General features: G+C 55.4%; 20 protein-coding genes. 6 read left to right on the top strand and 14 right to left on the bottom strand.

Going from position 1 to position 18,528, the window contains the following annotated elements; all coding sequences use genetic code 11:
* Positions 1–16: 16 nt before the first annotated feature.
* Together AC2FAJ_RS01670 and slyB are read right to left on the bottom strand one after the other, a co-directional pair.
* Entirely contained in the window at positions 17–1,378 is a 1,362-nt protein-coding gene (locus AC2FAJ_RS01670) for an MASE4 domain-containing protein (RefSeq protein WP_485453733.1), read from the bottom strand.
* A 196-nt stretch (positions 1,379–1,574) separates the two neighbouring features.
* A complete protein-coding gene (slyB, locus tag AC2FAJ_RS01675) occupies positions 1,575–2,042 on the bottom strand; it encodes an outer membrane lipoprotein SlyB (protein ID WP_028012906.1) in 468 nt (155 codons plus the stop codon).
* Between the two features lie 255 nt (positions 2,043–2,297).
* Between slyB and anmK the strand changes: the two genes are divergently transcribed.
* The 5 genes from anmK to pdxY all read left to right on the top strand — a co-directional run bounded on the left by anmK (position 2,298) and on the right by pdxY (position 6,880).
* Complete coding sequence (anmK, locus tag AC2FAJ_RS01680; RefSeq protein WP_028012907.1) at positions 2,298–3,422, top strand: anhydro-N-acetylmuramic acid kinase; 1,125 nt, start codon at positions 2,298–2,300, stop codon at positions 3,420–3,422.
* Positions 3,423–3,515: 93 nt separating this feature from the next.
* Complete coding sequence (mliC, locus tag AC2FAJ_RS01685) at positions 3,516–3,839, top strand: C-type lysozyme inhibitor (protein ID WP_028012908.1); 324 nt, start codon at positions 3,516–3,518, stop codon at positions 3,837–3,839.
* A 57-nt stretch (positions 3,840–3,896) separates the two neighbouring features.
* Complete coding sequence (gene pdxH, locus AC2FAJ_RS01690) at positions 3,897–4,553, top strand: pyridoxamine 5'-phosphate oxidase (protein ID WP_047365377.1); 657 nt, start codon at positions 3,897–3,899, stop codon at positions 4,551–4,553.
* Between the two features lie 125 nt (positions 4,554–4,678).
* Positions 4,679–5,953, top strand: a complete 1,275-nt coding sequence (gene tyrS, locus AC2FAJ_RS01695; protein WP_023311370.1) for a tyrosine--tRNA ligase — start codon at positions 4,679–4,681, stop codon at positions 5,951–5,953.
* A gap of 66 nt (positions 5,954–6,019) precedes the next feature.
* Positions 6,020–6,880: a pyridoxal kinase PdxY gene (pdxY, locus tag AC2FAJ_RS01700; protein WP_041910326.1), complete on the top strand. Its 861-nt coding sequence runs from the start codon at positions 6,020–6,022 to the stop codon at positions 6,878–6,880.
* Positions 6,881–6,940: 60 nt separating this feature from the next.
* On the opposite strand, the gene gstA is transcribed toward pdxY, so the two are convergent.
* The 12 genes from gstA to blr form a co-directional block, all read right to left on the bottom strand.
* Positions 6,941–7,546, bottom strand: a complete 606-nt coding sequence (gstA, locus tag AC2FAJ_RS01705; protein ID WP_028012912.1) for a glutathione transferase GstA — start codon at positions 7,544–7,546, stop codon at positions 6,941–6,943.
* Positions 7,547–7,651: 105 nt separating this feature from the next.
* Positions 7,652–9,160, bottom strand: a complete 1,509-nt coding sequence (gene dtpA, locus AC2FAJ_RS01710) for a dipeptide/tripeptide permease DtpA (protein ID WP_041910324.1) — start codon at positions 9,158–9,160, stop codon at positions 7,652–7,654.
* 589 nt (positions 9,161–9,749) lie between these two features.
* Entirely contained in the window at positions 9,750–10,385 is a 636-nt protein-coding gene (nth, locus tag AC2FAJ_RS01715) for an endonuclease III (RefSeq protein ID WP_042719087.1), read from the bottom strand.
* Complete coding sequence (locus AC2FAJ_RS01720; RefSeq protein WP_153655985.1) at positions 10,382–11,068, bottom strand: electron transport complex subunit E; 687 nt, start codon at positions 11,066–11,068, stop codon at positions 10,382–10,384. Before AC2FAJ_RS01720 ends, nth begins: the two co-directional genes overlap by 4 nt.
* Before the next feature lie 2 nt (positions 11,069–11,070).
* On the bottom strand, positions 11,071–11,691 hold the full coding sequence (rsxG, locus tag AC2FAJ_RS01725; RefSeq protein ID WP_153655984.1) for an electron transport complex subunit RsxG: 621 nt from the start codon (positions 11,689–11,691) through the stop codon (positions 11,071–11,073).
* Positions 11,692–11,701: 10 nt separating this feature from the next.
* A complete protein-coding gene (gene rsxD, locus AC2FAJ_RS01730) occupies positions 11,702–12,754 on the bottom strand; it encodes an electron transport complex subunit RsxD (RefSeq protein WP_153655983.1) in 1,053 nt (350 codons plus the stop codon).
* Positions 12,755–14,872 carry an electron transport complex subunit RsxC gene (gene rsxC / locus AC2FAJ_RS01735; RefSeq protein ID WP_485453734.1) on the bottom strand — a complete coding sequence of 706 codons (2,118 nt, stop codon included), beginning with the start codon at positions 14,870–14,872 and terminating at the stop codon, positions 12,755–12,757.
* On the bottom strand, positions 14,865–15,443 hold the full coding sequence (rsxB, locus tag AC2FAJ_RS01740; protein WP_485453735.1) for an electron transport complex subunit RsxB: 579 nt from the start codon (positions 15,441–15,443) through the stop codon (positions 14,865–14,867). The genes rsxC and rsxB overlap by 8 nt, the downstream gene beginning before the upstream one ends.
* Positions 15,443–16,024 carry an electron transport complex subunit RsxA gene (rsxA, locus tag AC2FAJ_RS01745; protein WP_028012919.1) on the bottom strand — a complete coding sequence of 194 codons (582 nt, stop codon included), beginning with the start codon at positions 16,022–16,024 and terminating at the stop codon, positions 15,443–15,445. The genes rsxB and rsxA overlap by 1 nt, the downstream gene beginning before the upstream one ends.
* 76 nt (positions 16,025–16,100) lie before the next feature.
* On the bottom strand, positions 16,101–16,541 hold the full coding sequence (locus AC2FAJ_RS01750) for a DUF2569 domain-containing protein (RefSeq protein WP_023311379.1): 441 nt from the start codon (positions 16,539–16,541) through the stop codon (positions 16,101–16,103).
* Between the two features lie 86 nt (positions 16,542–16,627).
* The gene (ydgT, locus tag AC2FAJ_RS01755) at positions 16,628–16,843 is read right to left on the bottom strand and encodes a transcription modulator YdgT (protein ID WP_013096896.1); all 216 of its coding nucleotides are present in this window, start codon (positions 16,841–16,843) and stop codon (positions 16,628–16,630) included.
* A gap of 233 nt (positions 16,844–17,076) precedes the next feature.
* Entirely contained in the window at positions 17,077–17,202 is a 126-nt protein-coding gene (gene blr, locus AC2FAJ_RS01760) for a division septum protein Blr (RefSeq protein ID WP_168733269.1), read from the bottom strand.
* Between the two features lie 241 nt (positions 17,203–17,443).
* Here blr and AC2FAJ_RS01765 point away from each other — a divergent pair, with 241 nt between their 5' ends.
* Complete coding sequence (locus tag AC2FAJ_RS01765; RefSeq protein WP_485453736.1) at positions 17,444–18,484, top strand: oxidoreductase; 1,041 nt, start codon at positions 17,444–17,446, stop codon at positions 18,482–18,484.
* The last annotated feature ends 44 nt before the right edge of the window (positions 18,485–18,528 follow it).

The following is an 18,528-nucleotide window of genomic DNA, read 5'->3' on the forward strand; positions in this document are numbered from 1 at the left end:
CTGCAAGGCCTTGTTTTTACTTAAAGACAACAACGCGGTTACGGCCCGTCTCTTTCGCTTCATACATCGCCTTATCGGCACTTTCCACGCACGCTTCTGCGCTTACCGACGAAGAGGTTGCCGTAAACACCCCCATGCTGATGGTAATCGGCTCTGGTAACTGACCCTCGCTGCTAATTTTATCAAAACCGCTTAGCTTCAACCGAATGCGCTCCGCCACCAGATATGCGTCTTCTGCGGAGGTGTTTGCAAGCATCAGGACAAACTCTTCGCCGCCGATTCGCGCTGCGATATCCTGCGGACGTACGGAGTCCATCAGCAGATTGGCGACAAACTGCAGGACTTTATCTCCCTGCAGGTGACCGTAGTTGTCGTTGATACGCTTGAAACGATCGAGATCGCTGACGATAACCGAAACCGGGCGGCTGGGTTTGGCGATGCCCAGCGCCTGGTTTAACGATTCATAAAAATAGCTGCGGTTATAAAGGCGCGTGAGCGGATCGCGAATCGAATTTTGATACGACTGCTGATACTTCAAATGGGAGTCACGATACAACCTGAAGACATCATAGAGCAGCACAAAAATAATAATCAGCGTCGCGACGGTTTCAAATAATCGGGCGCGATACCAGGATATATCTTCTGCATGTCCGCCTACCAACAGCATAGAGAGCGTGACGACATAGCAGACACACAGAAAATTACCCCCTACCCAGAACATATTACGCACGCGCGTAATAAGCATCAGCGTGGCTAGTGTCACGACCCAGAGAACGATTAATGAAATATTAATGCTGTGGCTCCAGAGAACCATAAATTGCCGCGTTTCATTATCAACCAGATCGAGGGATAAAAACGGGGAATGGCTGGAATACATCCAAGCCAGAATCACCATACATGCGGTAAAAAGAAATGAACCGCTAACGATGATAATATGCGCCAACCGTGAAAGGGACAGATTGCGCGTGGGATAAAGTAATGCCGAAACCATCATCAGCACCGCCATTAAGAGGTGGCGGAACATATAGTAGATCATCGCATCGTTGTAGTTCACAACGTTGAATTGATAGAGATCCAGCCACGCCGGAAAGCTGGTCAATGTTCCGACCATCAGCAAGGCCGAACCGGCAAAGGCAAATGAGATGGCAATCAGATAGAGCCGCCGCTTATCACACCAGTATTTCATTGCCATAAAGCAGGCAATAAACAGGTGAAACACGAGTAAAAAAATGGTGAGTGTGGGGAACAAAAGAGGCGAAAAGGACGGAACCCAGTCAAACAGTTTTGAAAATAAAGCCTGTAATATTCCGATGACGACAAAGCAACCGAAACAGAACGAGATATAACGACCTTTTACAGAACGACTATTCGCAAGCATATAAAGTTATATAAATTAAAATAATTATAAAGAGATGATTGCGAAGAGTTTAATCAATTAGCACGCTAAATACTTTGCGCAGAAACAATATATGGTGCGTTTAATAATGTGTGGGGTGAATGTATTTTATAAATATATTTGTGAGGGTGATATATATTGTAAATGGATGTGGCCTGATGACCACATCCATTTTTAATTAACGCGGAGAAACGGTAACCTGGCTGCCGTTGCTCGCCAGCACGACGCGTTGACCCGCAGAGAAGCGGGTGTTGCCCTGCTTCTGAACAACCATAATGGTGCTGCCGTCGTCTTTACGAATTTCCAGCTCTACGCCCTGGGTTTTGTTCATCGCGCCCTGAACGCCCTGACCCGCGACACCACCCGCAACAGCGCCCGCTGCGGTTGCCAGAGAACGGCCCGTGCCGCCTCCAACGGTATTACCCAGGAAACCACCCAGTACAGCACCGCCGATTGCGCCCATCACGTTGTTTTCATCACCACCCTGAATTTGTACAGGACGGGCGTTAACAACGGTACCGTAAGTCACGCTCTGAACCTGTTTTGCTTCAGAAGCGCTGTAAACGTCGCCAGACAGCGAGCTGTCGTTCACACAGCCGGCCAGGGTTAAACCAATCAGCGAAACGCCCAGTACACGTACAATCATTTGAATCTCCTGTTCACCAAAAACGCCCATCTGGAGGCATCCGTTATGGCTAAATTATATGGCATAAAGAGCCATAGTTCATATCTTTGCACTAACAATAAGAAAATTGTACTTGAATTTGACTTAACGAGACATAAACAGGAGCCACTCGTCATACCGGCAAGAGATTGTTAAAAAATATTATCGTCGGATGGCAAAGGAGCGCTGTTTATGGTTGAGTGGATATCCTTAGCCCACGCAACGTAAGGAAAGCGCATGAAATCGGGTCGCTACATTGGTGTGATGTCGGGCACCAGTCTGGATGGGGTAGATGTCGTTCTGGCCGCCATTGACGAACATATGGTGGCACAGCAGGCGAGCCTGACCTGGCCAATCCCCCTTTCGCTGAAAGAGGACATTCTGAGCATCTGTCAGGGGCAGCAGTTAACCCTCTCCCAACTTGGTCAACTTGATGTTCGGCTGGGGGCGCTGTTTGCGGATGCGGTGCAGGCGTTAATGCAAAAAGAACACCTTCGTCCTCAGGATGTGGTCGCCATCGGGTGTCACGGACAAACCGTCTGGCATGAGCCCACTGGCGACGCGCCGCATACGTTGCAAATCGGCGATAACAACCAGATTGTGGCAAAAACGGGCGTCACGGTGGTCGGCGATTTCCGTCGTCGCGATATTGCGCTTGGCGGACAGGGCGCGCCGCTGGTGCCTGCCTTCCATCAGGCTTTGCTGGCGCACCCTACAGAACGCCGCATGGTGCTCAACATAGGCGGGATTGCTAACCTCTCGATGCTTATTCCAGGGCAGCCCGTTCGCGGCTACGATACCGGCCCGGGAAATATGTTAATGGATGCCTGGATCTGGCGGCAGTGCGGTCAACCGTATGATAAAAACGCCGAGTGGGCGAGCGAGGGTAAAGTGGTTCTCCCGCTGCTGCAGTCCATGCTCAGCGACCCTTATTTTGCCTTGCCGGCGCCGAAAAGCACGGGACGAGAATACTTCAACTTTGGCTGGCTCGAGCGCCAGCTTGCGCTGTTCCCGGCACTCGCCCCGCAGGATGTCCAGGCGACGCTTGCCGAATTAACGGCCGTGTCGATCTCTGAGCAAGTGCTGCTCAGCGGCGGCTGCGAACGCCTGCTGGTGTGCGGCGGGGGAAGCCGAAACCCGCTGGTGATGGCGCGTCTTGCCGGGCTGCTGCCGGGCACCGAGGTGACGACGACGGACGAGGCCGGCATCAGCGGGGATGATATGGAAGCGCTGGCTTTCGCCTGGCTTGCCTGGCGCACTATCGCAGGGCTGCCAGGGAATTTGCCGTCGGTAACCGGCGCGCGCGAGGCCAGCGTCCTCGGGGCGATTTTCCCTGCAAATCCTCGTCATAATCAGAGTTAACTGAAATTCAGCGCGGCGCCTCGTCGTTAGAATGGAATAAAACAGGGGGGCAGCCATGCCCTCCAGGACCAGGAAAGTCTTCGGAATACGCCCATGAAAAAACTTCTTCTTATTGCCGCGCCTTTATTGCTGTCAGGATGCAGCGTCTATAACCAGTTCCTTGAGCGCATGCAGACCGATACGCTGGAGTATCGCTGCGATGAAAAACCGCTGACCGTGAAGCTGAATAACCCGCGTCAGGAAGCCAGCTTCGTTTACGATAACAAGCTGCTAACCCTTAAACAGGGTATCTCGGCCTCCGGGGCGCGTTATTCGGACGGCATCTATGTCTTCTGGTCGAAAGGCGACAGCGCCACGGTCTACAAACGCGACCGCATTGTGCTGAACAACTGCCAGCTTGAAAATCCGAAGCGTTGAGATTTTTACAGGGGCGGCGCACAATAGCGCCACCCAATCTCAAGATCAGCTAACGCCATGTCAGATAACGACGAACTGCAGCAAATTGCGCATCTGCGCCGTGAATACACCAAAGGCGGCCTGCGTCGCCAGGATCTTCCCGCTGAACCCCTCGTGCTCTTTGAGCGCTGGCTGAAACAGGCCTGCGACGCAAAGCTGGCCGACCCAACGGCCATGGTCGTCGCGACGGTAGATGAAAACGGCCAACCGTATCAGCGCATCGTCTTGCTTAAGCATTACGACGAAAAAGGGCTGGTGTTCTATACCAATCTGGGCAGCCGCAAGGCGCACCACTTAGAAAACAACCCGCGCATCAGCCTGCTGTTCCCGTGGCATATGCTTGAACGTCAGGTGATGGTCATCGGTAAAGCGGAACGTCTCTCGACCCTTGAGGTGGTGAAGTATTTCCACAGCCGCCCGCGCGACAGCCAGATTGGTGCCTGGGTGTCAAAACAGTCCAGCCGGATCTCTGCCCGCGGCGTGCTGGAAAGTAAATTCCTGGAGCTGAAACAGAAGTTCCAGCAGGGGGAAATTCCGCTGCCGAGCTTCTGGGGCGGCTTCCGCATTCCGATTGAGCAGATGGAATTCTGGCAGGGCGGTGAGCATCGCCTGCATGACCGCTTTTTATACCAGCGCGAGAATGGCGGCTGGAAAATCGACAGACTGGCCCCGTAATCCCCGAAATTTGTTGATTTAAGCGCTAGCGCACACCGCGCTTGCGCTTTATTCTATGGTCCTTTCGCATCAGGCGAAAAGTCGTGTACCGGCAAAGGTGCAGTCGTTTATACATGGAGAATTTGATGGCAAGCAGTAACTTGATTAAACAATTGCAAGAGCGGGGCCTCGTGGCCCAGGTGACGGACGAGGAAGCGTTAGCAGAGCGACTGGCGCAAGGCCCGATCGCGCTCTATTGCGGCTTCGATCCCACCGCTGACAGCTTGCATTTGGGGCATCTTGTTCCATTGTTATGCCTGAAACGCTTCCAGATGGCGGGCCATAAGCCTGTTGCCCTGGTGGGCGGCGCGACCGGTCTGATTGGTGACCCGAGCTTTAAAGCCGCGGAGCGTAAGCTGAACACCGAAGATACCGTGCAGGAGTGGGTGGATAAGATCCGCAAACAGGTTGCACCGTTCCTCGACTTCAACTGTGGCGATAACTCTGCCATTGCTGCTAACAACTACGACTGGTTTGGGAGCATGAACGTGCTGACCTTCCTGCGCGACATCGGCAAGCACTTCTCTGTTAACCAGATGATTAACAAAGAAGCGGTCAAGCAGCGTCTGAACCGTGACGATCAGGGTATCTCCTTTACCGAGTTCTCCTACAACCTGCTGCAGGGCTATGACTTTGCCTGCCTGAACAAGCTGCACGGCGTCTCTCTGCAGATCGGCGGCTCTGACCAGTGGGGGAACATCACCTCCGGTATCGACCTGACCCGTCGTCTGCATCAGAACCAGGTCTTCGGCCTGACCGTTCCACTGATCACCAAAGCAGACGGCACCAAATTCGGTAAAACCGAAGGCGGCGCGGTATGGCTCGATCCGAAGAAAACCAGCCCGTACAAATTCTATCAGTTCTGGATCAACACGGCGGACGCCGATGTTTACCGCTTCCTGAAGTTCTTCACCTTCATGGACATTGCTGAGATCAATGCGCTGGAAGAGGAAGATAAGAACAGCGGTAAAGCGCCGCGTGCCCAGTACGTGCTGGCGGACGAAGTGACCAAACTGGTTCATGGTGAAGAGGGCCTGGCCGCGGCAAAACGCATCACCGCAAGCCTGTTCAACGGTACGCTGAGCGATCTGAGCGAAGCGGACTTCGAACAGCTGGCGCAGGACGGCGTGCCGATGGTTGAGATGGAAAAAGGGGCTGACCTGATGCAGGCGCTGGTGGACTCTGAGCTCCAGCCTTCCCGTGGTCAGGCGCGTAAAACCATCGCCTCCAACGCTATCACCATCAACGGTGAAAAGCAGGCTGATCCGGAATACACCTTCGTTGACGGCGATCGTCTGTATGGCCGCTACACGCTGCTGCGCCGCGGTAAGAAAAACTACTGTCTGGTCTGCTGGAAGTAAGTAAAAGTCTCGAGGGGCGTGGGAAACCACGCCCTTTTTGTTTGTTCAGGGTTTGGTAAGAAAAAGATGAAGAACATCCTCGCCATTCAGTCCCACGTTGTGTTTGGACATGCTGGCAATAGCGCAGCGGAATTCCCGATGCGCCGCCTCGGTGCCAACGTCTGGCCTCTCAATACCGTGCAGTTCTCTAACCACACGCAATACGGCAAATGGACCGGCTGCGTGATGCCGCCTTCGCATCTCACAGAGGTTGTGCAGGGTATTGCGGATATCGACCAGCTCAAGCGCTGCGACGCCGTTCTGAGCGGCTACCTCGGCTCAGCGGAGCAGGGGGAACACATCCTCGGCATCGTGCGTCAGGTGAAAGCGGCAAACCCGGCGGCAAAATACTTCTGCGACCCCGTCATGGGACACCCGGAGAAAGGCTGCATCGTGGCGCCTGGCGTAGCGGAATTTCACGTTCGCCATGCGCTGCCCGCCAGCGATATCATTGCGCCCAACCTGATTGAGCTGGAGATCCTCTGCGAGCATCCGGTTAACAGCGTAGAAGAGGCTGTACGCGCGTCTCGCGAGCTGATAGCCCAGGGGCCGGAGATTGTGCTGGTAAAACATCTCGCCCGCGCAGGGCTGACTCAGGAGCGTTTTGAGATGCTGCTGGTGACGAAAGATGACGCATGGCATATCAGCCGTCCGCTGGTGGATTTCGGCACGCGTCAGCCGGTGGGCGTGGGTGATGTGACCAGCGGACTGCTGCTGGTGAAACTGTTGCAGGGTGCAACGGTGAGAGACGCGCTGGAGCACGTGACGGCAGCGGTGTACGAAATTATGATTGCGACGAAAGAGATGCAGGAATATGAACTGCAGGTGGTCGCGGCACAGGATCGTATCGCGAAGCCGGAGCACTATTTCAGCGCCACACGGCTATAATCGTCCAGAGTTCATAGGCCGGGTGAGCGTCAGCGCCACCCGGCAACACAGACGGCTCGCTTAATTCAACCCTTCCGCTTTTAGCGCCGCGGCCACCGCTGGACGCTCCGCCACGCGCGCCATATACGATGCGATGTGGTCCAACCCTTCCAGGTTCAGCTTAACCGCACGCGCCCAGCGCAGTACGGTAAACAGGTACGCGTCGGCAATGGTGAAGCGTGAACCACAAATCCACTGATCGTCTTTCAGCGATTCGTTAACATACTGCAGCTTTTTCTCCAGCAGAGCTCGCACGGTCGGCTTGTACTCTTCCGGCGTATCCGGGCGGAAGAGGGGGGTAAAACCTTTGTGCAGCTCGGTGGCGATATAGTTCAACCACTCCAGCGTTTTATAACGTGCGACGCTGCCGGTAGGGGCAAGGAGCTGGCGATCCGGTACGTTGTCCGCCAGGAACTGCATAATCGCCACGCCTTCGGTCAGCAGAGTTCCGTCATCCAACAGCAGGGCTGGAACCTGCCCTTTTGGGTTAATCGCAAAAAAGTCATCCCCGTTTTCCAGGCGCTTTTTCATCAGATCAACGCCATCCAGCGTGAAATCTTTGCCGCTCTCGCGCAGGGTGATATGGGAAGCAAGAGAGCACGCGCCCGGTTTGTAGAACAGTTTCATCGGTAACTCCTTTTTGCTGAGGTTTCAGCTATGTTAGTGCGCGAAGGGACAAAAAAAAAGCCGCTAATCTCTTAGCGGCTTCTGTTCTGTCGTTTCTCTCAGATATCACGCGGTAGCGGTTTTATTCGCTTCCGCCGTCTTGTCGTCGTCCTGAGTCATTCGATTCAGTTTCGGCGCGGTCAGCAGCATCAGCGCCGCGATAACCGCCGTAGCGATACCAATCTGCATAAACACGGTACCGTAGACGTTCAGGGAGAGCAGCGGATCGGTCACGTTTTCTGGCACAGCCATCAGGTTCGCGATCTTACCGGCGATGATCGCCGCACCGGCAGTGGTCAGGAACCAGCTACCCATAATGAAGCCCATCAGACGCTGTGGAACCAGCTGTGCAACCATCGCCAGACCCAGACCGGAGATCATCAGTTCGCCGATAGACTGCAGCGCGTAGCTCAGGATCAGCCAGTTAACGGATACGATACCGGCGTCGGACGCAAACTTAGTCCCCAGCGGCAGCACCAGGAACGCACCAGAACAGAGCACCATACCCACCGCGAACTTGTGCGGCATTGGCAGACGATCGCCCATCTTGTTATAGATTGCGGCCAGAATCGGGGAACCGATCATGATCCAGAAGGGGTTCAGCGCCTGGAACTGCTCGGGTTCGAATGCGATACCCAGGATAGAGTGCTCAACGTTACGAATAGCGAAGAAGTTCAGAGAGGTTGGCATCTGGCTGTACAGCACGAAGAAGATAATCGCTTCCAGCATCAGAATGAACGCCACAATCATCTTACGACGGGCTGCACCCTTCATAGCGAACGCTTCTTTCGCGAAGATGACCACGATGCCCAGCGCAACGACGCCCAGAACGGCACGAGCGATACCCTGGTTGTGCAGCAGCCAGGTGGCGATCGCCGCCAGGACGACAACGCCCACGAGGGTAGCCAGCAGCTTGCCCATGTGGACAGGCTCGAAGTCAGGTTTTGAACCGTAGTCTTTCACCCAGTTGCGGCAGAAAAGGAAGTTTACCACGGTGATCAGCATACCCACGAAGCTCAGCGCAAACGCCACGCTCCAGCCGAATTTCGCGGCCAGCCATGGGGTTGCCAGCATGGAAAAGAAGGAACCGATGTTGATGGACATGTAGTACATGGTAAATGCACCGTCCAGACGTGGGTCATCTTTGCTGTAGCAGGTTGAGAGCAGGGAAGACGGGTTCGCTTTGAACAGACCGTTACCCACGGCGATGGTTGCCATGCCCATGTAGACCACAGCCGCATCATGTCCTGACCATGCAACCAGACCATAGCCAATAGCCAGTACAATGGCACCCAGCATAATGACGCGCTTAGTACCGAGAACTTTATCACCCAGCCAGCCGCCGATAGCAACCAGACCGTAAACGAGGGCACTAAAGGAGGAGAACAGCGTGATGGAATCGGCTTCGGACATACCCAGCTGTTTTACCAGGTAAACCGCCATGATCCCTTGCAGGCCGTAGTAACCAAAACGCTCCCATAACTCGATAGAGAAGATGAGATAAAACGCTTTCGGTTGTTTAAAAGCGTTCAGACTCACGCTTTCATCTGTTGGTTTATTGTTTGCAGTCGACACATATACCTCTTTTTTTACATCCCATATTAACGGGGGTGTTCATAGCGTGATGGCCGTAGCCCATCCGCCTTATAGTTATATTGGGAGGAGAAACGGCGGGTAATGTTCACTATCCTGCCCCATCTGGCAAGACGTTTGTAATAATCTGTTACATATATCTGAGATGGTATAATCGTCGGTTCATGCAAATGTTATTCAGCGTTAAATTTTATAAGGTGAGTAAAGGTAGTTTTTTCGACTGCTTTTGACCGGTACGGACCGGTGAATGGCGATATGTTCTGCTATTTGCCGCTTCTGGCAGTGATATAGCCCATAATCTGAAAAATCACTGGTCTTATCGTCGGTAAAAAAAGAAGGGTGTCTTGTCAGACAAAGGGTTTAGGTCGATTTTGACAACAAAAATATAACATGAAGTTATCAGGGTGATCGCGATCACAGATGTATAGAAATTTTTGGCTATGAAAAAACTATTAACCTGTTTAAACGTTAAAGAACCGAAGAAGTGACAGGCCAGAGGAAACGAAAGGCGGACAAATAACGGTCAAAAGAAGCGTGCACCATCACCCTTCTTTTGATGTGGTAATAACGTTCAGGAATACACTTTTTCTTTGTATTCGCAGAGATCTTCAATAATGCAGGAGCCGCAGCGAGGCTTACGGGCAATACACGTGTAACGACCGTGCAGAATCAGCCAGTGATGGCAATCAACCTTAAATTCCGCCGGAACCACTTTCAGCAGCTTCTCTTCGACCTGCTCGACATTTTTCCCCGGCGCGAAGTTGGTCCGGTTAGAGACGCGAAATATATGCGTATCGACGGCGATAGTGGGCCAGCCAAACGCGGTATTGAGCACCACGTTCGCGGTTTTACGCCCCACGCCCGGCAAGGCTTCCAGCGCGGCGCGATCTTCCGGTACTTCGCCTCCATGCTGTTCCAGCAGGATCCGACAGGTCTTAATTACGTTCTCGGCTTTGCTGTTAAACAGGCCGATGGTTTTGATATAGGACTTCACACCTTCCACGCCCAGCTCCAGCATGGCCTTCGGCGTATTGGCGACCGGATAGAGCAGGGCAGTGGCTTTATTGACGCTCACGTCGGTCGCCTGCGCAGAGAGCAACACCGCGATCAGCAGCTCAAACGGGGAGGTAAAATTCAGCTCCGTCGTCGGGTGCGGGTTCTCGTCCCGCAGACGGGTCAGGATCGCAATGCGCTTTTCTTTATTCATGAGGCCTTCTCGGGTGACCCTTCCACAACGCTGCGCTCAGCCGCGCGGCGCTTACGTTTCTCATCAATCAGGTATTTTATTGCCAGCATCATGCCGAGGCCAATAAACGCGCCGGGCGGCAGCATCGCCAGCAGGAACGGCGTATCGGTGTGAAACACCTCAACGCGCAGCGCTTTAGCCCAGCCGCCCAGCAGCGCATCTGCGCCGTCAAACAGCGTACCGTTGCCGAGGATTTCACGCAGCGAGCCCAGCACGAACATGGCGCACGTGGCGCCCATGCCAATGGAAAAACCATCCAGCGCCGACATGGCCGGGCTGTTTTTCACCGCGAACGCTTCCGCACGCCCGACCACAATACAGTTGGTGACGATAAGAGGAATGAAGATCCCGAGCGACTGGTACAGACCAAACGCGTAGGCGTTAATCAGCATCTGGACAATACTGACCACCGACGCAATGATCATGACGTAAATCGGAATACGAATTTCCGACGGCGTCCAGCGTCTCAGGGCAGAGATGGAGAGGTTGGTCAGGGTCAATACCAGCGTGGTTGCCAGACCCAGACCGAGCGCGTTGGTGGCGGTGGATGTCACCGCCAGCAGGGGGCACATACCCAGAAGCTGTACCAGCGCGGAGTTGTTTTTCCACAATCCCTGGACAATAACCTCTTTAACCTGGCTCATGATTACTCCTCACAGGCCGGAAGATTGTTGATCTGCGCGGGCAGCGTTTCAGCGTACAGCCCGGCTCGTTTTACGGCGTTTACCACCGCCCGCGGGGTGATGGTCGCCCCAGTGAACTGGTCAAACTCGCCGCCGTCTTTCTTCACCGCAAACGCGGCGTCATCTTCACCATGGATCACTTTACCGGCAAAGTGCAAAATCCAGTCGCTCAGACGGGTTTCAATTTTGTCGCCAAGACCCGGCGTTTCATGATGTTCCGTCACGCGGGTGCCCAGCACGGTGCCGGAAAAATCGCTGCCCACGAGCAGCTGTATGGCGCCGGAATAGCCGTCAGGCGCGGTCGCTTCCATCACCGCGCCGACCGGTTTATCCCCTTTGCGGGCGATAAAGAGGCGGTGCGGGCCTTTCCCAAGCTGCGGCGCGTCTACCACAAAGCAGCTTTTTTGCAGGTCATTATCGTAGAAATCGGACGGGATCACCTGATCGAACAACGCCTTTTGCTGCTTCGAGGCCTGTTCTTCGATGGTCGTTTTGGTCAGCGCATTAACCAGTGCCGTCAGCCCCGTCAGGACCGCGGCGAAGACAGCCAGCGTGACGCCGTGTTTTTGCATCGTTTTTAACATGGCGAAACCCTTAGCGATGGCCGTACACGCGCGGACGCGTGTAATAGTCGATGAGCGGAACGGTAATGTTGGCGAGCAGGACGGCAAAGGCCACGCCGTCCGGGTAGCCGCCGAAGCTGCGGATGAGCCAAACCAGCAGGCCAGCCAGCGCGCCGAAGATCAGGCGTCCGCGGTTAGTCGTTGAGGCCGTCACCGGATCCGTCAGGATAAAGAAGGCACCCAGCATGGTCGCGCCGGAGAGCAGGTGCATCTGCGGGCTGGCCAGCGATTCAGGAGAGAATACCCAGCCCAGCGTGGCACAGACCGCCAGCGTCACGAGGAAGCTGACCGGAATATGCCAGCGGATGGCTTTCTGCTGCAACAGGAACAGGCCGCCCAGCAGATACGCCAGGTTGACCCACTGCCAGCCGGCTCCCGCCAGCACGCCGCTGTAGATCGCCGATTTCATAATTTGCTCAACGCTGTGTCCGGCATGCAGGGACGTTTTAAAGGTATCAAGCGGCGTCGCCTGGCTGATACCGTCCACGCCCATACGCAGCGCGTTCATATCAGCACCCAGCGCCGTATGGCCGGTAAAGATCACCTGCAGAGCATCCATAAAGCCGGGCACCGTGGCTGCAATCTCGTGCGGTGGCAGCCAGCTGGTCATCTGTACCGGGAAGGAGATCAGCAGCACCACGTAGCCAATCATTGCCGGATTAAATGGGTTATGACCGAGGCCGCCATAGAGCTGTTTGGCAATAATCACGGCAAACACGGTGCCGAGCACCACCATCCACCACGGGGCAAGCGGGGGAATGCTGATGGCCAGCAGCAGGCCGGTCAGCAGCGCGGAGTTGTCGGCCAGGATGCGGGAAACCGCCATCTTGCGCAGCTTCAGCACGAGGGCTTCCGCCACGACGGCGCTGGCGCATCCAAGAGCTATCTGTAACAGAGTTCCCCAGCCGAAAAACCAGCACTGAACGGCAATGCCCGGTAGCGCCGCCAGGCAGACCAGCATCATGATGCGCGAGGTCTGGCGCTGGTTGTGTGTGTAAGGGGAACTTGCGATTCTGAAAACCATTTAATCCTCGTTTACGGCTTGCTGTGCGGCTTTCTTTGCCTGAACGCGCGCAATGGCGGCGGCGACGGCGGCCTTGCGCGGGTCATCGTTGGCGGCCTGCGGCTGCTCTTCCTGCTGTGCTGCTTTGCGCGCTTTGGCGCGGGCAATCGCCGCTTCAACGGCGGCTTTACGTGGGTCGACCGGTGCTTCAGGTTCTGCGGCTGGCGCCTGCTGTGCTGCTTTGCGCGCTTTGGCGCGGGCTATCGCCGCTTCAACGGCGGCTTTACGTGGGTCGACCGGTGCTTCAGGTTCTGCGGCTGGCGCCTGCTGCGCTGCTTTGCGCGCTTTGGCGCGGGCAATCGCCGCTTCAACGGCAGCTTTACGCGGATCGACCGGTTCCTGTTCAACCACCACTGGCTGCTCCCCGGCCTTGCGCGCTTTGGCACGGGCTATTGCCGCCTCAACGGCGGCTTTGCGTGGATCGATTTCAGCTTCCGGCTGCGCCGCTTGCGCTTTTTCCGCCTGACGGGCGCGGGCCGCAGCTTTACGCGCTTCGCGGGCGGCAATCGCTTCGCTGTTATCCGGTTTTTCACCGGCCTGGATCACCAGCGTCTGGGCGGCACTGGCTTTTTTCTCGCGAACGCGCGCCAGTGCGGCGTTGATTGCATCCTGATCTTTCCCGGCAGGCTGAACGGCGGCCTGCTTATGTCGCTCCTGACGAGCCATCTTCTCACGTTCGAGACGCGCCTGACGCGCTTCGAAACGTGCCTTGGCTTCCGCGGCGCGTTTTTCTTCCATGGAGATGGCATAAATCTCGGCCTTCTCCTGGCGGAAGTACTGCACCAGCGGAATGTTGCTTGGGCAGACCCAGGCGCAGGCACCGCATTCGATGCAGTCGGCCAGGTTATGGGCTTTGGCTTTATCGTGCAGTTGGCCTTTGCTGTACCAGTACAGCTGCTGCGGGAGGAGATCCGCCGGGCAGGCATCGGCACAGGCGCTGCAGCGGATGCAGCCTTTCTCTTCCTGCTCCTCCCCCATTTCGGTTGGGGAAGGGGCGAGCAGGCAGTTGGTGATTTTCACTACCGGAACGTCGAGCCACGGCAGGGTAAAGCCCATCAGCGGACCGCCCATGATCACCATCTGGTCGCTGGCAGGGCAAAAATCAGCCTGTTCCAGCAGATGGCGCACCGGCGTGCCGAGGCGCGCCCAGACGTTACCCGGACGAGAGACAGACTCTCCGGTCAGCGTTACCACGCGCTCGGTCAACGGCTCGCCGTCAATCACCGCACGCTTGACGGCGTAAGCGGTGCCGACGTTTTGCATCAGCACGCCGATATCCGATGAGCGTCCGCCGTGCGGGACCTGCTTGCCGGTGAGGATTTGCGTCAACTGCTTTGCGCCGCCAGAGGGGTACTTGGTCGGAATAACGCGCAGGGCGATATCATGGCTACCGGCCAGCACGGCGCGCAGCATTGAAATAGCCTGCGGTTTATTGTCTTCGATACCGATCAGCACTTCCCGCGGCTGCAGAATGTGCGCAAGGATGCGGATGCCTTCCACCACCTGGGCGGCGCAATCCTGCATCAGACGATCGTCGGCGGTGATATACGGCTCGCATTCGGCGGCGTTGATAATCAGCGTCTGAATCTTATCGCCACCGCCGCGCAGCTTGACGCCGGTCGGGAAGCCCGCGCCGCCAAGCCCGGCGACGCCGAACTGATGAATACGCTCGATGAGCGCTTCGCGGCTCTGGCTGCGGTAGTCGCTCCAGCCGTCACGGTCAATCCAGCGATCTTCGCCGTCGGCTTCAATAATCACGCTCAGTTCCGACAGCGCGGACGGATGCGCCACCGTATGAGGGGCAATAGCCACCACTTTCCCGGAAGTAGGGGCGTGTACCGGCAGCATACGTCCGCGTCCGAAGGTCAGCGGCTGACCGCGCAGCACCGTATCGCCTTCTTTCACGCACAGCTCGCCCTCAGCGCCAATATGCTGCTTGAGCGGCATGACGTAACGCGTCGCCAGCGGAATTTGACGCAGCGGCGTGCCGTTGGACTGGGCTTTCATCTCTGGCGGATGGATACCGCCGTCAAAGTCCCAGATCTTCTCTTTTCTGAAAGCAGAAAATAACTTAAGCATGTTGTTCCACAGGAATATTGCGAACCGGAATGGTTTGAAGATCCCACTTCCAGCTTTCGGTAGTCGTTTCAACCGGGCGCAGCTCTATACATTGCGTCGGGCAGGGGGCCACGCAGAGGTTACAGCCGGTGCAGAGATCCGCCACAACGGTGTGCATGGCGCGGGTCGCGCCAACAATGGCGTCGACCGGGCAGGCCTGAATACATTTGGTGCAGCCGATGCAGTTTGCTTCGTCGATCACCGCGAGGGCACGGACCGGCTCCTGGACTTCCGCATCGCCATCAACGGGCTGCGGATCGATGTTAAGCAGGGCGGCAATTTTCAGCATCACCGCTTCGCCGCCGGGCGCACAGCGGTTAATTTTTTCACCCTGAATGCCTACCGCTTCAGCGTAAGGGCGGCAGCCCGGGTAGCCGCACTGTCCACACTGACTTTGCGGCAAAAGCTCATCAATTTTTTCAACAACAGGATCGTCCTCTACCGCGAAACGGCGGGAGGCGTAGCCCAGGATAAGGCCAAACACCAACCCCAGGACGCTGATAGAGGCGATGGCAATCCAGATAGCACTCATTACAACTTCACCAGACCACTAAAGCCCATAAAGGCCAGAGACATTAAACCCGCGGTCACCAGCGCAATGGCATTACCGCGAAATGGCGCAGGGATATCCGCTGCTGCCAGACGTTCGCGAATCGACGCGAACAGCACCATAACGAATGAGAAACCGACAGCGGCGGAGAAACCGTACAGCGCCGACTGCATGAAGTTATGGCCAAGGTTGATGTTCAGCAGCGCCACGCCAAGCACCGCGCAGTTGGTGGTGATCAGCGGCAGGAAGATACCCAGCAGGCGATAGAGCGCCGGGCTGGTTTTACGCACGACCATTTCGGTAAATTGCACCACCACCGCAATGACCAGAATAAACGCCAGCGTGCGGAGATAGATTAACCCCAGCGGGATGAGGATCCAGGTGTCAATCAACCACGCGCAGATGGACGCCAGCGTCATGACGAAGGTCGTCGCCAGCCCCATGCCCATCGCCGTTTCCAGCTTTTTGGACACGCCCATAAACGGGCACAGGCCAAGGAACTTCACCAGAACGAAGTTGTTAACCAGCACGGTGCCGACAAAGAGCAGTAAGTAATCGGTCATTATTTAGCCTGAAATAAAAAAGCCGCCTATTATCGGACAAACCGGGGCAGGCGACAACAGGTTATCTGTAAGGTTATTACGGGTTCACGAAGGTGTTTTTCACACGCGTTGAACGTTTGAAATAGGGCACCAGTAGCGCCGCAGCCAGTAACGGGAAAAGCAGCTGGCGGACAGCAAGCGCGTCAGACACGGGCGAGAAAGCAAACGCTTTAACCGCCAGCAGAACCGAAATGAGCAGCCAGATAATGTAGTGCTTAGGCACACTCTTGCGGCGCTTAAAGAAGGCGATAGTCAGCCACAGGGTGTAGTACCACATCCCAATCGCGAAAACGAACGACACAAACCACATCGCTATATTCAGCACGCTTTGCGACATCAGGGTCTGAATAGCGTGAGGGGTAATCAATGCGGTGGTATAAAGCAGCAGCGCAAGCGATGCGCTTAATAAGGCAACCAGCAGCCATGCCAGTGGGGCGATTAACCAGCCTCCGATGCGTTCTCCAGGCGTTGCGGTCATGAACTCTCCCATTATCTGCGCGAAATGTTGTACAGCCAGTTTGCAGGGCGGAGAGTATATAACATTTCGCGCGGATGGCTACTTTCTTATAAAACGTAACGCCATACGGACTTCGGCACCTCGCCGACGTTGAACAAGCGACCGCCGGAGACCAGCTCCGCACGGCGATGGTCAGCGGCGCGATACATATTGATGATGTCCTGATTATCCGACAGGGTGTAGTTCAGATGGTCAAACAGTTTTTCCAGGCTCTCAAGCGAATTGATCTTGCGAAATTTTAATAAATAGTCCTGAACTGTCATATTAATAATTTTCCATATAAAAGTGAGTAATACCAGTTAAGGTAATTCGGTCGAATAATAAACGGATTAATACAGACGTAAACAGCCCACTCAGATAACGCGACGAAATTAGGAGTTTTCTTTGCTGAAATTCAGGCACCGAAGGTGATGCCTGGAAGAGAAGGTTAACCGCGTTCACCAGGGCTGGCAATACGAAACTGACACATTATGTCACTCTTTAAAGCAGCAACCGGTTACTTAGGATGGGTGACGGCAGCAGGCTCCGGCGGCTGGTAGTTATCAATATGGCTGGCTACGCCGAGCAAAATGACCGAAACCCCAAGAACAATCCATCCCGCTAATTCAATGATTCGATTAATAATTGATGCCATGATTCACTGTTGTAATTTATCCATAAATACAGGTCGCAAATGTTACAGCGCTGTTTCTCTGACGGCAAGCGCTTTGGGAACGATTCCCTTAAACAAAATCAGAAGGTTAATACTATGTAACAAAAATAGCCGGTCCAGCCTGCTATTTTAAGCGCCCTGGCTCATTATTAATGAGGACAATGCCAGAAAGGCCAGTATGAAATAAGAAACGCAAAAAGAGGACAACACGATGAGTGATAACATCCGCGTCGGGCTTATAGGCTACGGGTACGCGAGCAAAACGTTTCATGCGCCTCTGATAGCCGGAACGCCGGGAATGGCGCTGGCGGCGGTATCCAGCAGCGACGCCGCCAAAGTCCACGCTGACTGGCCCGCAGTGCCGGTTGTCTCCGAGCCTAAACACCTTTTCAACGATCCGAATATCGATTTAATTGTTATTCCCACCCCGAACGACACGCACTTCCCGCTGGCGAAAGCCGCGCTGGAAGCCGGGAAGCACGTCGTTGTTGACAAACCCTTCACCGTGACGTTGTCACAGGCGCGTGAGCTGGAGGCGCTGGCAAAAAGCCCGGGCAGAGTGCTGTCCGTTTTCCATAACCGCAGGTGGGACAGCGACTTCCTGACGGTTAAAACGCTTCTTAGGGAAGGCACGCTAGGAGAGATCGTTTTTTTTGAATCGCATTTTGACCGCTTCCGTCCGCAGGTGAGAAACCGCTGGCGCGAGCAGGCCGGTCCGGGCAGCGGCATCTGGTACGATTTAGCCCCGCATCTGCTGGACCAGGCCGTGAATCTGTTTGGGCTGCCGGTGAGCATGACAGTCGATCTGGCCCAGCTCAGGCCCGGGGCGCAGACAACCGATTACTTCCACGCGGTGTTGAGTTACCCGCAGCGGCGGATTGTGCTGCACGGCACGATGGTCGCGGCCGCGGAATCTGCCCGCTATATCATCCACGGCACGCGCGGGAGCTACGTGAAGTTTGGCCTCGATCCGCAGGAAGATCGCCTCAAAAACGGTGAACGTCTGCCGCAGGAAGACTGGGGCTATGATATGCGCGACGGCGTCCTCACGCGGGTGGAAGGCGACGAGCTGGTCGAGGAGACCTTGCTGACGATCCCGGGCAACTATCCAGCCTATTATGCGGGCATCCGCGATGCGCTGAACGGCACGGGGGAGAACCCGGTTCCGGCCAGCCAGGCGATACAAATTATGGAGCTGATTGAACTGGGCATCGAATCTGCCAAACATCGCGCCACGCTCTGTCTGGCATAAATCTTTGACGTTGTTGTAGGCCGGGTAAGGCGTAGCCGCCACCC

This window comes from Enterobacter cloacae complex sp. 385G4, from assembly GCF_057320665.1.